General features: G+C 65.0%; 16 protein-coding genes. 9 read left to right on the plus strand and 7 right to left on the minus strand.

The genetic code is table 11. The features are described from left to right. Positions 1-63 precede the first annotated feature (63 nt). The gene (locus IPV69_RS09775; protein WP_206294922.1) at positions 64-1,308 is read right to left on the minus strand and encodes a PD40 domain-containing protein; all 1,245 of its coding nucleotides are present in this window, start codon (positions 1,306-1,308) and stop codon (positions 64-66) included. Between the two features lie 124 nt (positions 1,309-1,432). Between IPV69_RS09775 and IPV69_RS09780 the strand changes: the two genes are divergently transcribed. The 8 genes from IPV69_RS09780 (at position 1,433) to amaB (ending at position 12,040) form a co-directional block, all read left to right on the plus strand. Then, positions 1,433-2,224, plus strand: coding sequence for an alpha/beta fold hydrolase (locus tag IPV69_RS09780; RefSeq protein ID WP_206294923.1), 792 nt, complete (start codon positions 1,433-1,435; stop codon positions 2,222-2,224). A 146-nt stretch (positions 2,225-2,370) separates the two neighbouring features. Beyond that, the gene (locus IPV69_RS09785; protein ID WP_206294924.1) at positions 2,371-2,643 is read left to right on the plus strand and encodes a WXG100 family type VII secretion target; all 273 of its coding nucleotides are present in this window, start codon (positions 2,371-2,373) and stop codon (positions 2,641-2,643) included. Positions 2,644-2,772: 129 nt separating this feature from the next. Continuing rightward, on the plus strand, positions 2,773-3,600 hold the full coding sequence (locus IPV69_RS09790; RefSeq protein ID WP_206294925.1) for a hypothetical protein: 828 nt from the start codon (positions 2,773-2,775) through the stop codon (positions 3,598-3,600). 21 nt (positions 3,601-3,621) lie between these two features. Beyond that, positions 3,622-3,843, plus strand: a complete 222-nt coding sequence (locus IPV69_RS09795; RefSeq protein ID WP_206294926.1) for a hypothetical protein — start codon at positions 3,622-3,624, stop codon at positions 3,841-3,843. 139 nt (positions 3,844-3,982) lie between these two features. Then, positions 3,983-8,023 (plus strand): FtsK/SpoIIIE domain-containing protein, encoded by a 4,041-nt coding sequence (locus tag IPV69_RS09800; RefSeq protein WP_206294927.1) that lies wholly within the window; start codon positions 3,983-3,985, stop codon positions 8,021-8,023. 157 nt (positions 8,024-8,180) lie between these two features. After that, a complete protein-coding gene (locus IPV69_RS09805) occupies positions 8,181-9,068 on the plus strand; it encodes a tetratricopeptide repeat protein (protein ID WP_206294928.1) in 888 nt (295 codons plus the stop codon). Between the two features lie 268 nt (positions 9,069-9,336). Then, entirely contained in the window at positions 9,337-10,455 is a 1,119-nt protein-coding gene (locus tag IPV69_RS09810) for an SGNH/GDSL hydrolase family protein (protein WP_206294929.1), read from the plus strand. 49 nt (positions 10,456-10,504) lie between these two features. Continuing rightward, the gene (gene amaB / locus IPV69_RS09815; RefSeq protein WP_206294930.1) at positions 10,505-12,040 is read left to right on the plus strand and encodes an L-piperidine-6-carboxylate dehydrogenase; all 1,536 of its coding nucleotides are present in this window, start codon (positions 10,505-10,507) and stop codon (positions 12,038-12,040) included. Between the two features lie 30 nt (positions 12,041-12,070). On the opposite strand, the gene IPV69_RS09820 is transcribed toward amaB, so the two are convergent. After that, positions 12,071-13,321, minus strand: coding sequence for an outer membrane protein assembly factor BamB family protein (locus tag IPV69_RS09820; RefSeq protein ID WP_206294931.1), 1,251 nt, complete (start codon positions 13,319-13,321; stop codon positions 12,071-12,073). A 162-nt stretch (positions 13,322-13,483) separates the two neighbouring features. Here IPV69_RS09820 and IPV69_RS09825 point away from each other — a divergent pair, with 162 nt between their 5' ends. Then, positions 13,484-14,851 (plus strand): NAD(P)/FAD-dependent oxidoreductase, encoded by a 1,368-nt coding sequence (locus IPV69_RS09825; protein WP_206294932.1) that lies wholly within the window; start codon positions 13,484-13,486, stop codon positions 14,849-14,851. 8 nt (positions 14,852-14,859) lie between these two features. Here IPV69_RS09825 and IPV69_RS09830 read toward each other — a convergent pair whose 3' ends face one another. The 5 genes from IPV69_RS09830 to IPV69_RS09850 all read right to left on the minus strand — a co-directional run bounded on the left by IPV69_RS09830 (position 14,860) and on the right by IPV69_RS09850 (position 20,335). Then, a complete protein-coding gene (locus IPV69_RS09830; RefSeq protein ID WP_206294933.1) occupies positions 14,860-15,192 on the minus strand; it encodes a hypothetical protein in 333 nt (110 codons plus the stop codon). Beyond that, on the minus strand, positions 15,192-15,692 hold the full coding sequence (locus tag IPV69_RS09835) for a DUF1801 domain-containing protein (RefSeq protein WP_206294934.1): 501 nt from the start codon (positions 15,690-15,692) through the stop codon (positions 15,192-15,194). Before IPV69_RS09835 ends, IPV69_RS09830 begins: the two co-directional genes overlap by 1 nt. Positions 15,693-15,748: 56 nt before the next feature. Continuing rightward, entirely contained in the window at positions 15,749-17,287 is a 1,539-nt protein-coding gene (locus IPV69_RS09840; RefSeq protein WP_206294935.1) for a hypothetical protein, read from the minus strand. A gap of 291 nt (positions 17,288-17,578) precedes the next feature. Continuing rightward, a complete protein-coding gene (locus tag IPV69_RS09845) occupies positions 17,579-18,592 on the minus strand; it encodes an ABC transporter permease (protein WP_206294936.1) in 1,014 nt (337 codons plus the stop codon). A gap of 234 nt (positions 18,593-18,826) precedes the next feature. Beyond that, a complete protein-coding gene (locus IPV69_RS09850) occupies positions 18,827-20,335 on the minus strand; it encodes a sugar ABC transporter ATP-binding protein (protein ID WP_206294937.1) in 1,509 nt (502 codons plus the stop codon). Positions 20,336-20,347: the final 12 nt, after the last annotated feature.

The raw sequence follows: 20,347 nt of genomic DNA on the forward strand, positions 1-20,347 counted from the left end.
AACGCATGAAATTCACAAAATGGTGGACTGGCCTGTTTAGGGCATCTGCGAAGGCTCTAACGATTACTCGGCCTCGACCGGCATTTTGAACTTCGCGACGAAGAGCTGCGTCGTTCCGTCCTTGCTTCGCTTTGCCGACCACATCACGTGAGCTCCGTCGGGCGAAAAGACCGGTAGACCGTCGAACCCGGGGCAATAGGTGATGCGGGTCTTCTTCGAACCATCGTCCTTCATCAGGTACAGCTCGTAGTTGTGATGGCCATGGATGCTGGTGGCGTAAATGATGTGCTTGTTGTCGGGATGAAACCAGGGTCCCCAGTTCACGTTGGCATCGTCGGTCAGCTGGCGCTCGGACGCGATGTGCGTGATGTCGCCGTTGGCGTCGAATGCCAGCTCACCGACGAACACCTGAAGCAGATCGTTCCCCTTGCGATCACTGCGATAGATGATGCGCTTGCCGTCGGGGGCGAAGAACGGTCCGCCGTCGTAGTTCGGCGACTTGGTCAGTTGCACCGGATTGCTGCCGTCGGCCTTCATGACCCAGATCTCAGTGTCGCCGGACCGTCGGCTGGTGAAGACGATCCACTTGCCGTCCGGCGAGAACGAGCCCTCTGCGTCGTAACCATTGTTCTCGGTCAGACGATTGGCCGCGGTGGCAAGGTCCAGCAGAACGGGCCCCGCGGTCGTTCCGCTGCGGGCGGCCTTGGCGCTCAGCTCATCCAGCCCGGACCAGGCCTCGGCCGCGGCGGACAGTTCGCGCCCGGTGACATTGGCGCCATAGATCTCCATCCCATCCGGGAACGCCCAGCGGTAGTTCCCGCCCTGCCGCTGGTAGCCGGCGCTCTGCTCGTCCGGCTTCTCCTTGCCGGCGGTCGATCCGAAGATCACCGTTTTGCCGTCCGGCGAAAAGAACCCGCAGGTGTTCCGCGAGTTGGTCGGTGAGATCCGGATCGGCACGCCGATCTTCGGAGCCCCGCCGCCCAGTTGCAGCGAGGCCACATACATCTGGTACTCCTTCTCCCCCTTCGGCGTCGCCTGGAAGATGATCCACTTCATGTCGTGGGAGAAGTACCCTTCGCCGGCGCGATCAAAGCCGTCCGTCAGTTGGGTGACATTGGACAGGTACTCCGCCTCGCGTGCATCGGGAACCGCCGGCTGCGTCACGGCGACGGGCGCCGTTGACGGCACTTGAGGCTTGCCTTTGTTGGCGATCGGTTCCGACGTTTGGCAACCTGTCAGGATAGCGGCGGCAAGAGCCACTGAAGCGAGAATCGATCGACGAACGACTGGCGATAGGCGTTGGTTCATGGCAATCCTTGTACCTGAGGCATCCCCGCGATGTTAGCGCCGGATTGGAAAGCTGTCCGTGACACACCTTGCAGGGCTTGGAGAGCCGTGTCACAGACGCGCGTTTGGCGATACATTTTCCGCCATGCCCACGCAAGCGCTCAACGGCGTCGACTTCTTCTACGAAGACCGCGGCAAAGGTCTGCCGCTCGTCCTTCTCCACGGATTTCCGCTCAGCCATGCGATGTGGTCGGCGCAGATGGCTGACCTCGCTTCCACTTGCCGGGTCATCGCGCCGGACTTTCGCGGTTTCGGGAAGTCGCAGTCCGACCAGCCATTCACGGTCGACAGTCTCGCCGCCGATGTGCACGGGCTTCTGAAGGCGATCGGGGCGCTGCCCTGCGTGGTCGCCGGGCTGTCGATGGGCGGGTATGTGGCTTTGGCATTCGCCCGGCAGTTTGCGAACGATCTCAAGGGCTTGGTCCTGGTCGATACCCGTGCCGATGGCGACAGCCCGCAGGCCAAAGAAAGCCGAACGAAGACCATCGACCTCGTCCGCAAACAGGGCCCCAAGGCGATCGCCGATGCGATGATCCCCCGCCTGCTCGCCCCCGGCGCCGATGAAGGCCGCCCGGAACTGGCGCGGTCGCTCCGCAGGATGATCGAAGACAACTCGGCGAAGACGATCGAGCACGCCCTGATCGCGCTGCGCGACCGGCCCGACTCCACGCCGCTGCTGCCGACGCTGAAGGTGCCCACGCTGATCGTCGTCGGCGACGGCGACCAGATCACCCCGCCAGATATCGCCGAAGGGATGCACAAAGCGATCCCGGGAGCCAAGCTCGCCGTCATTCGCGGCGCGGGGCACATGACGCCCATCGAGCAGCCGATCCAGGTGAACCAGGCGTTGCGGCTTTTCGTTTCGAAGATTCGTTAGGAACGGCGACAATACGCCACCCTCGCCACGCGTCGTTTTGAAAGTTCACTCCCCATTCAAGGGACTATCCCGGTAGAATCGCCGCATCGTCGGACGCGGTAGTACCGAATGCGTCCTGATGTCGGTCACCCCAGGCGGAGCACACCATGGCCAAAGCGAATGTAGACCCGGCAGAAGTTCGCCGGTTCGCCCAGGAACTGAACCGATTCAACAACGACCTTCACGGCCTGCTTTCGGCGCTACACGCCAAGATGCGTGCCCTCGAATCCACCTGGCGCGACCAGGAACAACGCAAATTCTCCGAGGCGTTCGAGGCCACGGTCAAAACCCTGGGCAACTTCCTCGACACCTCGCACGAACACGTGCAGTTCCTGGCCAAGAAGGCGACGTTGATCGAAGAGTACTTGAAGCAGCACTAACGGCACCGGAGGTGCCGTGGAGTCGGAAGTCAGAAGTCGGGAGTCAGAAGATTGCCGATTCGATGACGACTTTCGACATTCCACTTCTGACTTCTGACTCCCGACTTCAGGGCCGCTACGCGGCACGCTATGTCCGACCTCGCCCGCATAGATTCGATCGACGTCCTTCGCGACTTTCGGGCGCAGGTCTGGAAGTTCGCCGAGGCCGCCAAGGTGGCCCTCGGCGACGCCGAGTCGGAACTGACACGCACCATCATGTGGTTGGAAACCGAGCAGACAGCCTACTGGGCCGGGCAGATCCGCAAGCGCACCGACCTGGTCTCGCGGGCGGCGGAAAAGCTTCGGGAAAAACGAGTGTTCAAGGATGCCAGCGGACGCGTCCCGTCGGCAGTGGACGAAGAAAAGGCTTTGCGGGTCGCCAAAGCCAAACTCGAAGAAGCCGAGGAAAAGGCCGCCGCGACCAAGCGGTACATCCGCGTCCTCCAGAAGACGGCCGACGACTACAAAGGCGCGATCGCCGGAATCGCCGCGTTTGTGGCGTACGACATCCCGCTGAGCGTCGCCCGGCTCGACAAACTTTCGGACATCCTGCGCCAATACGTGGACCTGACACCGGCCGGTCAGGGCGGCGAAGGATCGGAATCCGTCGGCGAAGGCAGCGGGTCATCGACGACCACCCTGATGGTCCGTTCGCCAGACAGCACGGACAGCGACACCCAGCCTGCCGAAGACCTGCCCGATTTCCCGTCGTTCGAGCCGCCACAGGTCGTGCTGGTCCACACCCACAAGCCGAGCGGATTGATTCTGGCGGCCGACGGGAAGAGCGTTGCCGACGAAGGCAACCAGTATCGCAGGTTCGCCGACCTCGCCGAGGCTCAGGCCTACGCCGGGCGCAAGGCTGACAGCGATCCGTTGATCGAGTGTGCGATCTACAATGCCGCAAAAGTGCGGCTGTAGGGTCCGACGCAGGAGAACCCCATGGGTCTATTTGAAGGCAAGGGCCAACTCGACCGCGCGACCAAGGACCTGATGGCCCGATGGTCGGTCGTCCGCGCGAGCTGGCGGGACAACGTGGCCGCCGACTTCGAACAGCAGACGCTTCTGCCGCTTCAGCAGCATGTAAAGAACGCGACCTCGGCGATGAGTTCCGCGGCGTCGCTCATTACGCGGATCAAGAGCGAAGTCTCGGACCGGTCGTAACGGGCGATGAAGCGGACTCGCGTCCGGTGCCGCCGGCCCATGGCACTCGCGACCCCGTGCGATCCTTGTTCGTCGGGTCGCAGCCGCGCCATCCTGCGGTACACTCACACACCATCGATAGACCTCACGGGAGCCCGCCTTGACCCTCATCACCACCGACCTGCCCGTCTCCGCCTCTCCGCCAGCCAAACCGCTGAGCCCTCCCGACGCCCAGCGCGCAGCCCTGCGAGACCTGGTGAGCCTGTCGACCGAATGCGCCGCCACCGAGAAACGCATCGATCGCGAACTGGCGGCAACGCTCGCCGAGTCGGCCGAGACATTAGAAAAGTCGCAGAAGTCGATTCGCATCCGCTTCGAAAGCCTTCGTGGCCAAGCGGCGCAGAAGAAGGACGAACTGCTCGCCGAGATTACCCAGAAGCACGCCGCCGACCTGCTGGCGATCCGCCAGTCGGAGGAGCCGGCGCGCCGTCGGGCCGAGGCCGAACTGGAACAGGTCGAGCAACTCGTACAGAAGAAGACCGCCGAGGCATCCTGGCTTGCCGACAGTGATCTGGAAGTCACGCTGAACACACTGGCCGCGGAAGAGAAAAAAATCGCCGGCGAAGTGGGCGCCCAGCTTGCGCAGCTCGACGCGTTAGAGCAGGACATCATCCGCCAGGCCGTCACGTTCGGGCATCAGCCCGGCGAGGCCGATGTGTCGGTCGGTCGGCCGCCTGCGGCAAAGCATCCGAGCACGCTCGATGCCAATGACTCGCAGTCCACCGGGACGACCGACTCTTTGTCGGCCGACCTTTCGGCCTCCGGAACGAAAACGCCCTTGCTGGAGGAAGCCGCGGCGGCATTTGTCGTCACCCGGGAACAGCTCGATATTGCCGCCGCGAAAGTGCGGTCCCTGGGTTTACCCCGACTCTTCGTCGGAGTGACGCCGGCGCTGATCGTGTTCGTCGCGGTCATCCTGGCCGCGGGAGGAACCTGGGCGGCGACGAACCTGGAACAGCCGAACTTCGTGGCGATCGGCATCGGCGGTGGCGCGGCGCTGCTCGTCTGCCTGATCATCGGCGCGATTCTCAAACGCGCCGCGAAACAGCAGGTGGTGCACGCGTTCGGCGAGTTCGAGCAGTCACTGGCCAAAGCCCGGGCGGCATCGTCGGCGCAGCTCGAAGCGGCCGACGTCGCGCGCCATCGCGCCCGCCAGCGGGCCACCCACAAGCGCGATACCGAAATCCGAATGGCGCGGGAGAAGTACGCGCCCGGTTATGCCAACGCCAAGAAGAGGATCGATGCCGCGCTCGCGACCATCGCCGAGCAGGCCACCGCCGGCCGGGCCGCAGTGAACGCCGCCCGTGACGCCGCACTGGCCGACGCAACCGCCCGCATCGACAAAACCGCACGCGACATCGAGCAGCGGCTCGATCTCGACCTCCAGGGTGCCAAACTGCACCACGACCGGATCATCGGCCAGGCCCGCGAGCGATACGACCGCAGCCGGCTCGAACTCGAATCACGGCTGCGCGACGGCCTGCAAACAATCCAGGCACCGATCGAAGCCAACGCCTCCACCGGCCACACCGCGCCACACGACTGGGAATCGCCGGAGTGGGCAAACTGGAAGCCGCCGACAACCTTTGCGCCGGGCGTTCGCTTTGGTCGGCTGCATGTCGATCTGACGCGCATTGCCCGTGCCGCCGCTGACGGTGCCGAAGTACGACTTGCCCTGCCACCGCCCTTCAGCCTGCCGGCAACGCTCGCCTTCCCCAACCGCGCCAGCCTGCTCATCCAGGCCGATCGCGATGGCCGGGCCGACGCGATCCGTGCCATCCAGATGGTGATGTCCCGCCTGCTGGTTTCGCTTCCGCCGGGCCGGGTGCGCTTCACGCTGCTCGATCCCGTCGGCCTCGGCCAGAACTTCGCCGGTTTCATGCACCTGGCCGACCATGATGACCAGCTCGTCGGCGGGCGCATCTGGACGGAAGCCGAGCAGATCGACCAGCGCCTCACCAACCTGACCGGCCACATGGAAACGGTCATCCAGAAGTACCTGCGGAACGAATTCGAAACGATCGACGACTACAACGCCCAGGCCGGCGAGCTGGCCGAGCCCTACCGCTTTCTGGTCATCAGCGATTTCCCGGCGAGCTTCTCGGATGAAGCCCTTCGCCGGCTCAGCAGCATCGCCAGCAGCGGGGCTCGGTGCGGCATCTACACGCTGATTTTTCAGGACACCCGCCAGACGACGAACCTCGGCACGACGCTCGATGACGTGATCGCCAGCAGCGTCACGCTGTCTCGGGTGGAAGGCAGTTTCGTCTGGCGTGATCCGGTTTTCGAACAGTTTCCTCTCACCCTCGAACCGCCGCCCAGCGAAGGGGCGCTGACCAGGATTCTCGACAAGGTCGGCAAGGGCGCGAAAGAAGCCGCCCGTGTGGAGGTGCCGTTCGAAACGATCGCCCCGCCGCCGGGCAAGTTCTGGTCACTCGACAGCGGCGGCGACGTCCACGTGCCGGTCGGCCGGATGGGCGCGACACGGTTGCAGCTCATGCGCCTCGGCAAGGGTGTCGCCCAGCACGTGCTGATCGCCGGTAAGACCGGCTCGGGTAAGTCGACCCTGCTCCACGCGCTGGTGACGAACCTGGCCCTCTGGTACTCGCCGAACGAGGTCGAGTTCTACCTGATCGACTTCAAGAAAGGCGTCGAGTTCAAGACCTACGCCACCTACAACCTGCCGCACGCCCGGGCGATCGCGGTGGAAAGCGACCGCGAGTTCGGCCTGAGTGTGCTGCAGAAGCTCGACGCCGAGTTGTCCCGGCGGGGCGAACTATTCCGCGCGGCCGGGGTTCAGGACCTGGGCAGCTACCGCAAGTCGCCAAATCCGCAGATCATGCCGCGAACGCTGCTGATCGTTGACGAATTCCAGGAGTTCTTCAGCGAAGACGACAAGCTCGCCCAGGATTCCAGCGTGCTGCTCGACCGGCTGGTGCGGCAGGGCCGTGCGTTCGGTATTCACTGCCTGCTGGGGTCGCAGACGATCGCCGGCGCTTCGGGCCTGCCCCGCAGCACGATCGGCCAGATGGCGGTCCGCATCGCGCTGCAGACGAGCGAGGCCGATTCGCAGCTCATCCTCGGCGACAACAACTCCGCCGCCCGGCTGCTGTCCCGTCCCGGCGAGGCGATTTACAACGACCAGGGCGGCTTGGTCGAAGGCAACAGCCCGTTCCAGGTGGCCTGGCTCAGCGACGAGCGAAAGGATCGCTACCTGCAGCAGGTTCGCGAAGCGGCGGATCAACAGGCCATCAAAACCGCCGACGCGATCGTGTTCGAAGGCAACGCACCGGCCGATCTATCGAAGAACCGCCGGCTGATGGAGTTGATGACCTCGCGCCAGCCGCAGCAGGGCCCGCCGCGGGCGTGGCTCGGCGAGCCGGTGGCGATCAAGGACCCCACCGCCGTCACACTTCGCCGCCAGAGCGGTGCGAATGTCTTGGTCATCGGTCAGTCGGAAGAACCGGCGCTGGCTACGCTGCTGGCGTCGATGATCTCGCTCGCGGCGCAGCTCCCCGCCGGCGATTCGGTCGCCGCCCCGACGTTCTATATCTTCGATGCCACGCCGACCGATTCGACGCTGTTCGGATCCTTCGCGAAGGTGAAACAGTCGCTGCCGCACAAGAGCAAGCTCGTCGAATGGCGGGCCACGCCCGAGGCGATCAACGACATCGCGACTGAGGTCATCCGCCGGCGCGACGAGCAGGACCAGACCGCCGGGCCGATCTTCCTGTTCATCTACGGTTTGCAGCGTTACCGCGTATTGCGAAAGGGCGAAGACGACTTCGGCTTCTCGATCGGCTCCAGCGACGAACCCAAACCCGCCGACCCGGGCAAGCAGTTCGCCGACATCCTCAAAGAGGGCCCGCCCGTCGGCGTGCACACGATCGCCTGGGCCGACACCGCGACGGCGGTCGATCGAACGCTGGACCGCAACGCGATGCGCGAGTTCGACAGCCGGGTGCTCTTCCAGATGGGTGCCAATGACAGCAGCAACCTGATCGACTCCCCTGCCGCCAACAAGCTCGGGTTCCACCGGGCCCTGGTCTACAGCGAAGAGCAAGGCGTCATGGAAAAGTTCCGCCCGTACGGACTTCCGGCCGAGCAATTCCTTGCGACAGTGCGGGGAAAAATGAAGTAGGGTCCGCCTTGGCGGACGCGATCGACCCGCGCAATTGCCGCTCCCGCGTCCGCCAAGGCGGACCCTATGGCGGCTGTCGTTTGCTGTTTCACCCCCGCGTCATTACATTCCCCCACCTATGAAGGCGGAACGGCGGCACGAGCTGCAGGAAAATTCGTTGGTTCGAGGGGTCCGGACTTTCCCACAGTTCTGGAAGGACTACGGGTCTAAAATCTCGTTGGTCATCATTCTCTTTCTGCTATCGCTGGTGCTGGTGCGCTACTGGCTGAACAGCCGGGAAGTAACCCAGCAGGCGATCGCCGAGCAGCTCACCAGCGCGCGGTCGGTGCTGGAGCAGTATCGCCAGGGGAACGCCGGCTCGTCGGTTCTCGACGACGACGCACAGACACGGCAGTTCCTGGTGATGGCCTCGCGGCAGTTGGGCGATGCCTCGATCCCCATCGTCTTTCTCGGACCGGAAGCCGAGACGCGCATCCGCGGCCGGGTGAAGGAAAAGGTGGAAGCGGCCGTCGCCGAAACACTCAAGAACTCGTCCGACCCGGCCCGCCAGGCCGAGGCAACCCTGCTTCGCGCCGACCTGAACCTGCACTTCGGTCTGCTCGCGTTCGCCGAAAGCACCGCAGCGCCGGCCACCCAGCCGACGACCAAGGCGTTCGACAAGACGCCGGAGCAGTACTTCGAGTCGGCCGCGAAGGACTACGCCGAGCTGATCGCCCAGGCGGCAAAGATTCCCGCCCGCACGGCAACTGCGGCCCGCTTCGGCATGGCCGCGGTTCACGAGAACCGAGACGAACGCGACAAGGCCAAGGCGATCTATGACGACATCGCCAAGAGCGGCCCTGACGCGACGGTGAAGAAATTGGCGGCGGCCCGCATCGACCTGCTCGTCCGCATTCCCGCCAACCCGCTGCTCGGCCCGCCGAGCAAGCCCAAGCCGACCACCGCTCCAGCCACCACGCAGGCGACGACCGGGCCGGCGGCGACCGCACCGGCCGCCACGCAACCCACTGCAACGCCCGCGACGAAGCCTTCCACGCAGCCGTGAGGTCAGAGGTCTAACCACAGATGTGCACAGATAAGAGCTGAGCTTCGTGCTCGGCTCTCTCTGTTTTGTGGCATGGACATGGAATCATGCCCGTGCCGAACGTCGATCCGCTTAATCACGGGCAAGCGTACTTGCCCATGCCACACACCCGCCTTGCTTGATCTGTGAAGATCTGTGTGCATCTGTGGTTCGCTCGTCTTCAAGGGGTAATTTCATCATTCGCGCTGGTCAGCGGTAAACACTTCCGTCCCCTCTTTGAAAGGAACCGATGCGCTTTCGACCGACCGCTGTCGTTCTGGCTTTTCTCCTCTGTTCCGTTTCCCTCCGCGCCGCCGAGGCGCTCGACTCCGCGACCGGGAAGGAAGCCAAAGGCGTCATCTTCTTCGACGCCAAGGCGATCGGCATCGAAGGCCAGGCCTTCGCCGACACCAAGGCGCCCTACGACCGCCTGCCCGGCAAGGCCGATGGTGTCGTCCGCCCGCCGGTCTGGAATCTCTCGCGCGATTCCGCCGGCATGGCCGTCCGGTTCGTCTCCGACGCCCCGGCCATTCACGCCCGCTGGTCGCTGACCAAGGAAAAGCTCGAGATGCCTCACATGGCCGCGACGGGCGTCAGCGGACTGGACCTGTACGTCCGCACCGAGAAGGGAAACTGGCATTGGCTCGCCGTCGGCAAGCCGGCCGCCCAGACGACCACGGCGGCGCTCATCTCCAACATCCCCGCCGGGAAACGCGAATACCTGCTCTACCTGCCGCTCTATAACGGCGTGACCAGCCTGGAGATCGGCGTGCCCAAGGGCAGCACCCTGTTCAAGCCCGATGCCCGCCCCGCCGCCCGTGCCAAGCCGATCCTGTTCTACGGCACCAGTATCACCCACGGCGCCTGCGCGAGCCGGCCGGGCATGGTCCACACGTCAATCCTCGGCCGATGGTTCGACCGCCCGGTGATCAACCTGGGCTTCAGTGGTAACGGCACCATGGACGACTCCATGGGCAACCTGCTCGCCGAGCTGGACGTGGCGGTTTACGTGATCGATTGCCTGCCGAACATGGACGCCAAAGCCGTCGCCGCCAAGGCCGAGCCGTTCATCCGGGCCCTGCGCAAGGCCAAGCCCAACACGCCGATCGTACTGGTCGAAGACCGCACCTACGGCGACGCGTTTTTGATCGAGAGCAAAGCCAAGCGCAACGCCGGCAGCCGGGAAGAGTTCCGCAAAACCTACGCCAAGCTCAAGGCCGAAGGCATGACCGGGCTGTCGTACCTGGAAGGTGAAAAGCTGCTCGGCGAAGATGGCGACGACACCGTCGACAGTTCGCACCCGAGCGATCTGGGATTCATGCGGCAGGCCGAGGCGATGAAGGTCGTGCTGGAACCCCTGCTCAGGTAGCGTGCGCCGACAGCGTCGGGACGAGACCCCGGCCTTTGAGGAGTGCCCCATGCAAGCGTCTGACGCACTGCGGACATTCGGAATCGACGCGTCGGTGGAAGGCGTTGCCGTCGGCCGAGGCTTTGGTCCGGGCACCGGTCCGGCGCTCGCCGTCCGCTCGCCGATCGACGGGCAAACGCTCGCGACCGTTCAATCGGCCGCGCCGACGGATGTGCGGCGTGTGGTGGCCGCGGCAAGTCGAGCGTTTCAGGATTGGCGACTGGTTCCCGCGCCGCGTCGCGGGGAGTTTGTCCGGCGCATCGGCCAGAAGCTGCGAGAGCGCAAGGCCGACCTTGCCGCAATCGTCTCCTGGGAAGCGGGCAAGATCACCCAGGAAGCGCTCGGCGAAGTGCAGGAGATGATTGACATCGCCGACTTTGCCGTCGGGCTGTCGCGACAGCTGCACGGTCTGACGATCGCCAGCGAGCGGCCGGGCCATCGCATGATGGAGCAGTGGCACCCGCTGGGCCCGGTCGGTGTGATCACGGCGTTCAACTTTCCGGTCGCGGTCTGGGCTTGGAATGCCATGCTCGCGCTGGCTTGCGGCGATTCGGTGATCTGGAAGCCGTCGGAGAAAACGCCGCTGACGGCCGTCGCCTGCCAGCGGATCGTCGCCGACGTGATGGCGGACATGCCAGAGGTGCCCGACGCGATCAGTTGCCTGCTCGTCGGCGATGCCACCAACGTGGGCAGGCCGCTGGCGGCTTCAGTCGATGTTTCGTTGATCTCGGCGACCGGCAGCACGCGGATGGGCAAAGAGGTCGCGACCACCGTCGCCGGGCGGCTCGGCCGGTCGCTGTTGGAACTGGGCGGGAACAACGGCCTGATCCTGACGCCGTCGGCCGACCTGAACCTGGCGATTCGCGCCATCGTCTTCGCCGCCGTTGGCACCGCCGGCCAGCGGTGTACGACCCTTCGACGGCTCATCGTTCACCGGAGCATCAAGGAAGAGGTCATCGGCCGACTGCTGGCGGTTTACTCTCGTCTGAAGATTGGCAACCCGCTCGACGAAGGCGTACTCGTCGGCCCGCTGATCGACGAGGCCGCGTATGACGCGATGCAGCAGGCACTGGCCGACTGCCGCGACGCCCGCGGCCGGGTCTACGGCGGTGAGCGTATCACCGCCGGCGTTCCAGCCGGCGGCGTTTACGTTCGCCCGGCGATTGTCGAGATCAATCCGCACGCGCCGGTGATCACCCGTGAGACCTTTGCCCCGATCCTTCACGTGATGCCGTACGAGACGATGGATGAAGCGATCGAATGGCACAACGCCGTCCCGCAGGGACTGAGCAGTGCGATCTTTACGTCCGATATCCGCGAGGCCGAGCGCTTCATGGGACCGGCGGGCAGCGATTGCGGCATTGCCAATGTGAACATCGGCACCAGCGGGGCAGAGATCGGCGGTGCGTTCGGCGGGGAAAAGGAAACCGGCGGCGGGCGCGAGAGCGGATCGGACGCCTGGAAGGCATACATGCGCCGAACGACGAATACGATCAACTACTCGACAGGGTTGCCGCTGGCGCAGGGGATTTCGTTTGAGGTCTGACGTCCTAAGGAGCGCCCGGTAAGGCATGGACTACTTGATTTCCAGGCACTTCAGTTCCTTCGCGTCCCGCAGGAACAACTTCCCATCCACATACGCCGGCGTGCACCAGTTTTTGCCGGCGACCTGCGAGCGGCCAAGCTCGCGGTACGCGTTGACGTCCGCGGCGAACATGACGAGTTCGCCGTTGTCACCGAGCGCCAGCACCTTATCGCCGACGACGATCAGGCCGGCGTGGGCCTTGCCGAGGGTCGCGTCGGCCGACCAGGCGATCTTGCCGGTGGCGACTTCGGCGCAGAAGACTTTCAATCCCTGGCCGACGCCAATGACGTGTGTCCCGCCGACGAGGACCGGGCTGGAGAAGTTCGGCATGGCGTCCTTCGTCTGCCAGATCTGCTCGGCCTTCACGCCGGTGTCGGACTTGCTCAGCTTGATGCCCACCAGGCCGATGTTGAACGAGCCGACGACGATCATGTCGCCGGCGACGGTTGGCGTGGTGACATGCCGGCCGAGGGCCGTCTTCTGGGCGACCGTCCAGAGCGCCTTGCCCGATTCGCGATCGATACCCACCACGCCGCCGGTGGTGAATGCGATCACCTGCTTAACACCGGCCGGCGAAGCGACGATTGGGGCGGCGTAGGCGGGAAGGAGATTCTCGAGCGCCGTCTTCCAGACGACTTTGCCGGTCTTCTTATCGAAGCAGACGTAGGTGGCTTCTTTCCCGCCGACGCCGGCGATCAGGTGATCGCCATCAACGACGGGCGCCCCGGTGTTGCCGTGGCGGGTATGCCCTTCGGCCTTGCCTTTTTCGCCGGTGAAGGTGGCTTCAAAGTCCTTGGTGAAGTTGGTCGCCCAGACTTCCTTGCCGTCGGCGACAGCCAGGCACCTGAGCGTGCCTCGGCACGATTGAGCGTAGAGCAGGTCGCCATCGACGACGGCCGTGCAGCGGGGACCGGCATCGCTCTGGCCGTCTTTGAACGTCTCGTCGAGCTCGGCGGACCAGATCGGCTTGCCATCGGCGGCGACGGCATGAACGACCTCTTTCCCGTCCTTCTCGGCGAGAAAGAACACTTTACCGCCGGCGACTACGGGCGAATCTAGCCCGAAACCGATCGGCGACTTCCACACGACCGGCAGGTTTGCCGGCAACTTGTCGGGTAGCTTCGTCTCGGTCACCGCGTACCCGTCGCGATTCGGTCCCCGCCACTGCGGCCAGTCCGCGGCGAAGGCCGAAGCGGCACCACTGGCGGCAAGAAACGCGGCAATCAGGCGGGCGTTGGTCATGGACCTCACTTGAATCGAGCAAGGGGAACGAGTCAAACCTTTTGAAGCTTTCCCTCGCGGTGGCCGCAGAAGATAATGTCTCCCCGTGGCCAATTGCATTCGCCGCGTCGGATCCAGCCTGCCGTGGCCGCCGGCGCGACCTATGCTTGCCGGGCAAGCCGTATGGAAAACGACCATTCCGCCACCTCCGAGTTTTACGATGCGATCGTCATCGGTGGTGGCCCCGCCGGATCGACCGCTGCCTTGGTGCTGGCTCGCGCGGGCGTGCGAGCCCTTGTCTTGGACAAGACGTCGTTCCCACGATTTCGCATCGGCGAATCCTTCCTGCCTCGGTGCTACGCCTTCATCCGCGACGAATTGGGCCTGGAAGACGTCGTCAAGGCGTTGCCCAAGGTCGATAAGTTCGGCGCCGAGTTCGCGATGGGCAACTGCCCCGACGGCCAGACCATCCGCTTTGCGTTCGACGGCAGCCTGACGCCCGGCGGGCGGACGTTCAATATCGAGCGGTCGGTCTTCGATCAGATGATGCTCGACCAGGCGGCTTCGGCCGGGGCCGACGTTCGCGAGAACGTTGGCGTCCGCGAGATCATCGAACTGGCCGACGGTGCGGTGCGCATCAGGACCGACGACGAGCAGGTCATCTCCGCCCGCTGGCTGCTCGACGCCAGCGGCCAGGCGACCGTCGTCGGACGGCACCTGAAAACCCGCGTTAACGCGCAGGAACCGGAGCTGCAGAAGGTCGCATACTTCGGCCATTTCCACGGCGTGAAGCGCCTGCCGGGCAGCGAAGAGGGCCACCCGCTGATCATCATGTGCGATGAGGGTTGGTTCTGGGTCATCCACATCAACGAGACGACGACCAGCGTCGGCCTGGTGATGGATGCGGCGATCGCCAGCACACTCGACGTACCGGCCAATCGCCGCCTGGCATGGGGCATCGCGCGGTGCCCGCTGCTGCTGGAGCGGATGGCCGAGGCGACCGGCCCGACGACGAACCAGGTCGTCGCCGACTTCACCTACCGCTGCCGTCCATACGCGGGACCGGGGTACTTCCTGCTCGGCGATGCGGCGGCGTTCATGGACCCGATCTTCTCCACCGGCGTTTGCCTGGGCATGATGAGCGGTGCCAACGCGGCCGAGCAGATCATCGCCGTGCACCGCAACGAACAGTCGCCGGCCGCGGCCCGCCGGAAGTACATCAAGTACGTGGAAGGCAGCACCGCCGTCTTTTTCCGCCTGATTCGGGGCTACTACAAGCACGGGTTCCGGGAAATGTTTCTGGAAGGCTCAGGGCCCTTCTCGATCCATCGCGCGGTGCTATCGGTACTCGCCGGGCACGTGTTCCCCAAGCCGCCTTGGAAACTCCGCTGGCGGCTGGCGATTTTCTGGATGTGTCTGTGGCTTCAGCCCAAGGTGGGCATGGTGCCCCGGCGGGATCGGTTTTCGCTGCTGGCGACGGAACCTGCGGCGTGGCCGCCCAGGGCCGGGATGGCGTCAGCGCCGGTTCTGGAGTACGCGTCAATGCGGTGAAGAGGGACTCAGACGCTGGCGTTTGCGACAGCATCCTTTCGTCGTCGCTCTCGCTTCCAGGCGTTGAAGAGGATCGCCGCCAGCGCTACAACACACGCCACCTTCCACACCAGCAGCCACCAGGGTTCCCACCATTTGTCGCCATACGCCGCTTCAACGAGATCAGTCGGACCGAAAGCAAACAGCACGACCGCCGCCAGCCGGAAGTCCCGGCGGATCGCCCCTGCCCGCCAGAAACTCGCGATCAGCAGCACCAGCCCGATGACCGGCCAGATCGCGACCTCGGCGTAGTTGAACGCATGGCTCAGGTCGCGCAGAAGATCGGCGGGTGGAAGATGCACTACTTCCCGGTTTTCTTGGCGGCCTTCTTCGGCCGCTTCACGGCCACGCGCGATTTGATCGCCGTCTCGTAGTACGCCACCCACTTCTTGACGGGCATTCGCTTGATCGCATCTCCGAGGACATCAAGAGCAAGGTCCTCCACATTCTTGAACCGGATGCAACTCTTGCCCATGTCCAGCTTCTTGCCGGTCTTCGCCCAGGCGTCTCGAAATGCAGTGGCGTTGCCCTCGCAGTCGTAGACGCACATCAGGTAGACGGCCATATGGTTCTTCTGCGACGCCAGCCCGGCAAACGGCAGCGGCTGTTTCGGATCGCAGTGGTAGCCGTCGGGGTAAAGCTTGTGCGGCACGTAGTAGCCGATCATGCCGTACTGCATGCCCTCTTCGTAATCCTTGTCGAGGTTCTTGCGGATGACTTCGCGCACCTGCGTGATCGCGGCGCGGCGGTCCTCCGGCAGTTCGGCGAGATACTGCGCGACGGTCGTTGCCTTGCTTTGCATGGCGATTGGATTGCGAGAGGAGAGAACGCAGAAGACCGATCTTGGGCCGACCGCGGTCAGTAGGTGACTTCATCACGCCAGATACGCGAGATCTGCCCGATGAGATTCCGGGTCGCGAACGGGCTCGGTCTGTTCGACTCTGCCGCACCCCGTTCGGGCGATGTCGAACTCCGGCCCTTCGAACCGGGAACGCCCGCGATAAATCGCGATTCGAGCAGTTGCTCCTGGCGACGCCGGGCGGTGAATTCTTTGCAATACCAGTACCCGCCGATCGCGACGACCAGGCTGATACCCGCCGTCACTTTCCAAGCGGTTGCGACGTCCTGGGCAGGGCTGGCCGACATGTGCCAGGGAGACAGGCCAAGCGCCACCGCCGACCCCGCGCCGCTGCGGATCGCATCCAGGTCGATGATGGTCGGCCCGGCCGGGGGTGAACCCTCGCCAGACCCGAACAACCGCAATGCCGCCTCGCTCAACGACGAAAGCTGCGTCCCGGCGACCATCACCAGGTACCGGGCCATCTCGCCCGCGCCATGGCCGGCCTGCGCCTCCGACTGATCCAGAAGCAGCGTGGTCGGACGCTGCGGATCGGTCAGAATCGGCCCGCCCACGCCGGTCGCCGCGGCAGATTTCGGCACGGACACGAACTGCAACCCGTGTGACTCGAATTGGCTGAACGCATGCCGGTCGGCATAGGCGACCGTGCCGGTCGCGGTGGCAGCGGCGTGCAGCGACAGCCGGGCCGCATCGGAAAGCGCAGGTGCATCGCCTGGCCGATTCACGACGACTGGCCCGCCAGCACCTTCCGGTCGCGGCGACGGCCGGCCGGCGGTACCGCCCTGCTGCGGCGTAGCCGGCGGAACGACCAACACGCCGCTTCCCACCGACCCTGCCGGCGGCACTGTTGCGCCGCCTCCCGGCATGGTCGGCTCGGACGGAATCTCCAATACGCCCTGGCTCGATCCCGGCGGTGTGGCAACCAATCCGAACGCGGCGATGCGGGCGAAGAAACTACCGACACCACCCGCCGCCCCGTCAGGCCTGAAGCTGCCCTGCGGGAACTGACCGATCACGATGTTCACCGGAACGATCGCACCGTCGATCGGCAGGTCGGCTTCAATCGTCCCGCCGGAGTAGGTGAATGCGACGTCTTTGAAGATCTCAAAGCAGGACCAGTCGATGTCGGTCGGTGGCTTCTCAAAGGGCTTTGCCGCCGATCCCTCGCCGTCGGCTTTGTCGTGTTTGTCTTCCGGCAGGCCGGACGGATCGCGTTCGAAGGGCCGCGTCTGGAAGACCGACGCCGGGTCAATCTGGGCAAAGGTCAGCACGTCGGGTCCGCCGACCGTTCCCACGGGCGACCCTACCGGGAAGACCCCATCGATCCGGGAAGGCTGCAGCGGCACATCGTCGATTCGCCCAACGGTGACGACCGGGCCTGCGACGCGAACCGCATCAATCCGAAACGGAACCACCGTCGCAACCGTCGCCGGGCTAGTCGAGGCCTTGATCGCCGACCCGGCCCAGATCGCCCCCTGCAGGCTGAGATCGATGGAGACCGACAGCAGCGATCGAACTTCCAAGACCTCGGCGCGCACGAAAGCTTGCTTCGCGCCGGATGAGGCCGGTTGACGACGACCACCACTGTTGCCGAAATCCTGCATCAAGAGGGTTCCGTGAAAGCCGGCATGACTCACGCCCAATCGCAACTGAGCGCACCAAGAGCCACGTACGGTCGTGCCGGCATCGGATTATACATCATGTCCGGCCCGAAGGTTCAATAATAGAAACGGCGACCAAGGAGGTATTCTTACAGGCTTGTGGCACATAGGGTTATCCATCGCCGACGCCAAGACGTCGGGACGCCGTTGTGAGCCAGTGTCTTCGGGCTACGCCCTTCCGCCGCGTCGCAGCCGGTCCAGCGCCGCGGCGATGACGATGATCGTCCCGGTCACGATCTGCTGCACCGAGTTCCGCATGTCGGGGAACTTGGTCAGCCCGTTGGCGACCACCGTCATCAGCAGCGCGCCGATGATCGTTCCCGACACCGTCCCCACCCCGCCCGACAGGCTCGCCCCGCCGATCACCACCGCCGCGATGACGTCGAGTTCCATGCCGGCCGCGCCGGTCGGGTCGCCCAGGCCGACGTAGGCAAACTGCAACACCCCGGCGATCCCCGCCAGCGCGCCGGCCGAGGCGTAAACCGCGATCTTCGTGCGGTTCACCCGGACGCCGCACAGACGCGCCGTCTGCTCGTTCGACCCGATCGCAAACAGGTGCCGGCCGAACCGCGTGTACCGAAACACGCCGGCCACCAACACCGCCAGCAACAGCGTCAGCCAGAGTCCGGGAGCGACGAGCATCCAGCGGTTCTTTTCAGACGGCACCACCAGCAGGCTGTCCAGCCATCCGCGATCGGCGATGAACACCACGCTGTCGTCGGCGAGCCACTTGGCCAGGCCGCGCAGCGCGCCCCACATGCCGAGGGTGACAATGAACGGTTGAAGCCGCAGCAGCGTGACCAGCGAACCAATCACCAGCCCCGAAGCCATGCCGGCGGCGATGCCTCCCGCCGCCGCCGACATTGGCGCGAAGCCAGCCTTCAGCAGCATCGCCACGACGACCGAACACATCGCGACATTCGACCCGACCGACAAGTCGATCCCGCCGGAGATGATGATCATCGTCATCCCGAGCCCCGCCGTGATAACGATCGCGGTCTGAAGCAGCATCACCTCGGCGTTACCGGCGGTGCGAAACTTGGGAAACGCAATCGCGAACGCGCCCGCGACCAGGATCAGCCCGATCAGCGGGCCGAGCCGGGACAGGACCTGGGTCGCCGCCGACCGGAACACGTCCGGGCCGCGGGCTGCGTCGAGTTTTGCCGGTTCAGAAGAGGTCATGCTGGATTCCAGGTTTCGTCCGCGATGCTTGCTCCATCTTCCCTTGATCTACTCGCCCGCGTCCCGACCCAAGGCGGTGCAAACGCCATCGGTGCCACGGGTCGGCGGTACTCCGCAGACCCGTGCGCGAGTTGGGCCGACGGCACGGGTCTCCGGAGTACCGGCGACCCGTGGCACCAGCCTGCGTCACTCTTCTGAACCGTACGGGCGAGCGGTAATGGAATTCTGACCCACTCACAGCGCACCCGTCGCCTCCTGCATCACCTGATGTTCGTTAACCTCGCCAACCGCCCGGGCCGGGCCGAGACGGCCGCGGCACATCACCGCGATTCGGTCGCACACACCCAGCAGTTCCGGCAGGTAGCTACTGACCATCAAAATCGCCTTGGGCGGTCGGCGAGCGGCAGCATCACCTCGGGCAAGCTCGTCGATCAGCCGATAGATCTGCGCCTTGGAACCGACATCGATCCCGCGGGTCGGCTCGTCCAGCAGCAGGACATCCACGTCGTGATAGAGCAGCCGGGCGAGCGCCACCTTCTGCTGGTTGCCACCGGACAGATCGCCGACCGGCTGCCCCGGCGAACGGCACTTGATCGCCAGCCGATCGATCCAGGTGGCGGCGGCCTGTTGCTGTCGCGACGGTAGCACCAGCCGTAGCGGGCCCAGGTTACGCAGGCGGGACATCGTCAGGTTCTCGGCGATCGCCAGGTTCAGCGCCAGGCCTTCGGTTTTGCGGTCTTCCGAGACCATGCCAACGCCCTGCGCCCATCGGTCCACAGGTGCCGCCGGGCCGCTGTGGACGCCCACCCGCACGTCGCCCGACCGCACCCGATCCAGACCGAACACCGCACGCAGCAGTTCCGTCCGCCCGGCGCCGATCACACCGGCGATGCCGACGACCTCGCCCCGGCGGAGCGACAGCGTCGCGTCGATCGGCCGGGGGTCGCCATGAAGATGGTCGATCCGCAGCACCTCATCGCCGGGCGTGCGCGGCGACCGCGGGTACAAGTCGGCGACATCGCGGCCGACCATCATGCGAATGATGTCCGCCGTCGGCGTGTCGGCCGTCCGGCCGGAGCTGACGCTCCGTCCGTCGCGTAAAACGGTAAAAACATCGGAGATTTCCCTCACTTCTTCCAGAAAGTGCGAGATGTAGATGACGGCAATCCCCCGCCCCTTAAGCCGCCGCACCAGCTCGAACAGCAGCCGGATGTCGCGCGCGGTCAGCGAACTGGTCGGCTCATCCAGCACCAGCACGCGGCACCCGACGGCAATCGCCCTGGCAATCTCGACGAGCTGCTGGTCGGCAATCGACAGCTCTCCGGCCGGCCGATGGATGTCGATGTCCGGCCGGCCAAGCTGCCGCAGCGCATCGGTCGCGGTACGGCTCATCCGCCCACGGCGGAGCATCGGCCCGGCGGTCGGTTCCATGCCCAGCAGGATGTTCTCGGCGACGGTCAGATGGGGAGCGAGCGAGAGTTCCTGGTAGATCATCGCGACGCCGCTGCGCCGGGCGGCCAGCGGATCGCCGGGCGTGTAAGCCTGCCCGTCGAGCAGCATCTGCCCTTCGTCGGGCTGATGGGCCCCGGAGAGCACCTTCGTCAGCGTGCTTTTGCCCGCGCCGTTTTCCCCGACCAGCGCCAGCACCTGTCCCGGCTCGACCGACAGCGATACACCAGCCAGCGCGGCGGTCGCGCCGAACCGCTTGTGAACGCCGATCATTTGCAGCCGTGGTTGGCCCATCTCGTTTCGATC

It is taken from the genome of Humisphaera borealis, assembly GCF_015169395.1.
In the GTDB taxonomy this organism is placed as follows: domain Bacteria; phylum Planctomycetota; class Phycisphaerae; order Tepidisphaerales; family Tepidisphaeraceae; genus Humisphaera; species Humisphaera borealis.